At 39.0% G+C, this 3327-nt stretch carries 2 protein-coding genes; both read right to left on the bottom strand.

Going from position 1 to position 3327, the window contains the following annotated elements:
* The coding region (locus ACFIKE_RS08830; RefSeq protein WP_375649374.1) for a class I SAM-dependent methyltransferase at window positions 1–563 on the bottom strand (563 nt) is incomplete at its 3' end.
* Between the two features lie 221 nt (window positions 564–784).
* Window positions 785–3214, bottom strand: a complete 2430-nt coding sequence (locus ACFIKE_RS08825) for a TIGR02302 family protein (protein WP_375649371.1) — start codon at window positions 3212–3214, stop codon at window positions 785–787.
* Between the last annotated feature and the right edge of the window lie 113 nt (window positions 3215–3327).

Below are 3327 nucleotides of genomic sequence, written 5' to 3'. Positions count from 1 at the left end.
GGCATATAATGTACAATTTCTTGTATTGGCCCAGAAACAAAATTTGTTTTTTCGAACAAACGAGTAATTTGTTGCCGACTATAAGGCTCGCCATAACCAAAGGGCGTAGTAATATTGCGCGCCCAAAAGCCAGAGCGATTAGGTACAATAACGATCAAGTGGCCATTGGGTGCTAAAACACGCCATATTTCATTCAATGTTTCAAATGAATTTTCTGTATATTCTAATGCATGTACCAATAAAATACAATCAACTGACGCATCAGGAAGCGGCAAATCTTCTTCAAAAACAAGCGCTGTAGCAACTTGCTCAGCACAAGGCCAAGGGAAAGCACCCTGAGCAGATGGCATAAAAGCAAAACATTGTTGGGCACGTTCACGCAATGTAGAAAGATAAGGAAGTGCATAACCCAACCCCATAATCCGTTTATCCGTAAGATCAGGCCACCATAAATTCAATTGGTCACACAGCGTCTTTTGCACACGCAGCCCAAGTGCAGAAGCATAAAAATCTTTCAGCGCAACGATATCCAACTCAACATACCATGTAGAAACAAATTTCAAACATTACAGATTTTCATATACCAAACTTATATGGACTTCTGCTCTTTTTCCGCAATAGCGAACATTTCAATATTTCATATTTTAAACTTAAATGATCAAAAAATCAGTACAGCAGGATGATTTTGCGTTACAAGCGCTTTAATCATTTTCTTGGAGATGAACCCCATAGAGATTCTTCATACACTATTTCTGACATCAATTAAGAAAAAAGCCAACACTGGTTAATTAAAATGAAGCAATCTTTCAAGATAGTTTTTTTCTTCTTCTAGAATATGCTCTTTACCAAGACGTTTGCGAATTTCATCCAAAATCTGCCGCGTACGCATTTGATCACTTTTTTGTGGTAGTGCCTCACCTTCTTGTTCTTCATCTGTTTTTGAAGAAAGTGGACGTCCTAACGGATCTTTAGGACCAGAATCAGCATTTTGATCATTTCCCGTTTCTTTGAGTGTTTCGCGCATTTTTTTCAAAACATTTTGTGCACCTTGCCTCAAAGATTCCAAAGCATCAGACTGATTTTGTATAGATACCTGATGATTTCCATTATCAAGAGCATTCTCCGCAGAATTCATTTTTTCTTCTGCCCTTTTCAATGCGCCCCCTGTTTCAAATCCTTGTTCTGATAATTCTTTTTCTAATGTTGATAATTCAGACTGCAATTCAGCTTGACGTTTTTTTAAAGATTTTTTCTGTGTTTCCGGCACATTTTCTCCGCGTTTTTGTTCCATCTCTAACTGATGTGTTTCATTGAGAATTTCTTGCTGACGACGCATTAAATCTCCAAGCTGGTCCATCTTTTCTTTCATTTGTGCAGATTGGCTTTTTTCTCCCTCATTTTGATTGCCTTTTTGCACATGCAAATGATCAAGCGTCTGTTCAACTTCCGCTAAGAGTTGTTCAGCTGCTAAAGAAGAGCCCGTTTTAGCCATTTCCTCAATTAAATTTAGCTTTTCTTGTAATGTAGCTTCAGAAAGATTAGGACTTTTTGAGCTTTTAGAATTTTTAGAAACTTGACTATCTTGTGCTTTTTCAGCCAAAGCACGAATATACTCATCCATAGCTTGACGTAAATCTGCCATAAGCCGTTCAATTTCTGCCGCTGAAGCACCGTAACGCAATGCATCACGTAAAGCAGCTTGAGCTTGTTTTAAATTTTTTTGCACGGATTCAAGCTGATTATCTTCAATACCCAAAGCAATTTGCCATAAATAATCCACCACACCACGCAAATCATCTTCTGTTTGTGCTAAAGAAAGTCTTGTCCACGCACTTTGTAGAACAAGAAAATGCTTTACATTTTGCAAACCTTTTTCTGGACGCACAAGCAAAGCAGAAAGCATATCCAATACACGCTCTCTCGCAGAAGCATCAAGCGCTAATAAACGACGCAATTCACTCACCGCACGCGCGACAGGATTTGAAAAAACGTGTTGCGGTAATGTCATAACAAAAGTTTTGCTACGCCCTTTCTGCCCCGCACCATCTTCTGCCACCAAAGTAATTTTGACTTGCGAACCTGCCCATGGATGCGCTGATATATCTTGCACCATCCGCATTTTTCCCTTTCCACCACGCGGAAGAAGAAGCTCTATTTCCGGAGCATTATAAAGAGAGGAAGCACTTTTATTCTGAGAAAGAAAAGGCTCTATTTCAACAAAAGCCTTTGTCACACCATAATCATCATCCACCACATATCGTAACTCTAATGATCCCGTTAAAATCCTCCCTGGTTTTTCCAGCCAATGAATTGTCGGAAGCGTGTCCTTAATCATCTGCAAATGCCACTGCTGTTTTTTACGACGTGATGATACAAATAAATTCATTGAATGCTTTAAATGTGTTTCAAAATGAGCGATTGGATCATTCAAAGCTGTTTGTTCCGTTTTCTCTGAAAACGAAACTTCCCTCCCATCTTCTACAGACTTTGCTTTTACTGTAACGCCAGCCCCATTGACAACACGCACAACAACATTACTCCCTTCAGGGATTTCTAGTTGTGTTTTCTCATCTTTTGTCAAATAAATCGGTGCCACACCGGTATAAGCAGGTGGTGTTACCCAAGCATCAATCCGCATGAATTTTTCATCAACAACAGGACGAAAATCAAAGGCATCAGCCAAACGCCCCCCTTGTGAACCAAAAGAAAAACTAAAAGCGCACACAAAAAGAAGAACACACAAAGCCCTCAAAGCCAAAGGATCATAATCCGCACTATTAAGAGAGATAAATCCAGTTTTTAAATGGTATAATTGTTTTGCCATTCGGCGTTGATGTTCACGCCAAATAACAGCACTAAAATCTTCATCATTTTCAGAACATAAACGATCTGTCTGAATATTCAAAGGCTGATGTCTAAGATCATTGACGCGTTCAAGACGGCAATTCACTTCCCGTATTGTGGGAAACCGAAAACGAACAAGAAAAAATAAACTCGCCCCAGCACAAACAAGTATAACCCCAAGTAAGAGCAAATGTGACCAATAGCCCAAAATGCCAAAAAGTCCCAACCAGCTAAACGAACAAAAGAGACTAACAACGAGGAAAAATGGCAACAACCGTACCCACATCCGTTCAAATGAAAGGATTCCCCACATCAAAATGCGCACACACAAAAGCTTCATTGCAAAGCCTTTGATGTTTTTATTTTTCATAAACAAGCATTTATCCCCTTTTATCGTGGTGCATTAAGATCATAAACCCCATACAAGACAATTTCTAGAAAATAAATTGTTTCATCAAAGTTTAGTAAAAATAAGACCAAAAA

Origin of the sequence: Bartonella sp. MU70NMGDW, assembly GCF_042194085.1 — a bacterium.
Classification (GTDB): Bacteria; Pseudomonadota; Alphaproteobacteria; order Rhizobiales; family Rhizobiaceae; genus Bartonella; species Bartonella grahamii.
This window is presented reverse-complemented; position numbering and strand designations above follow the sequence as displayed.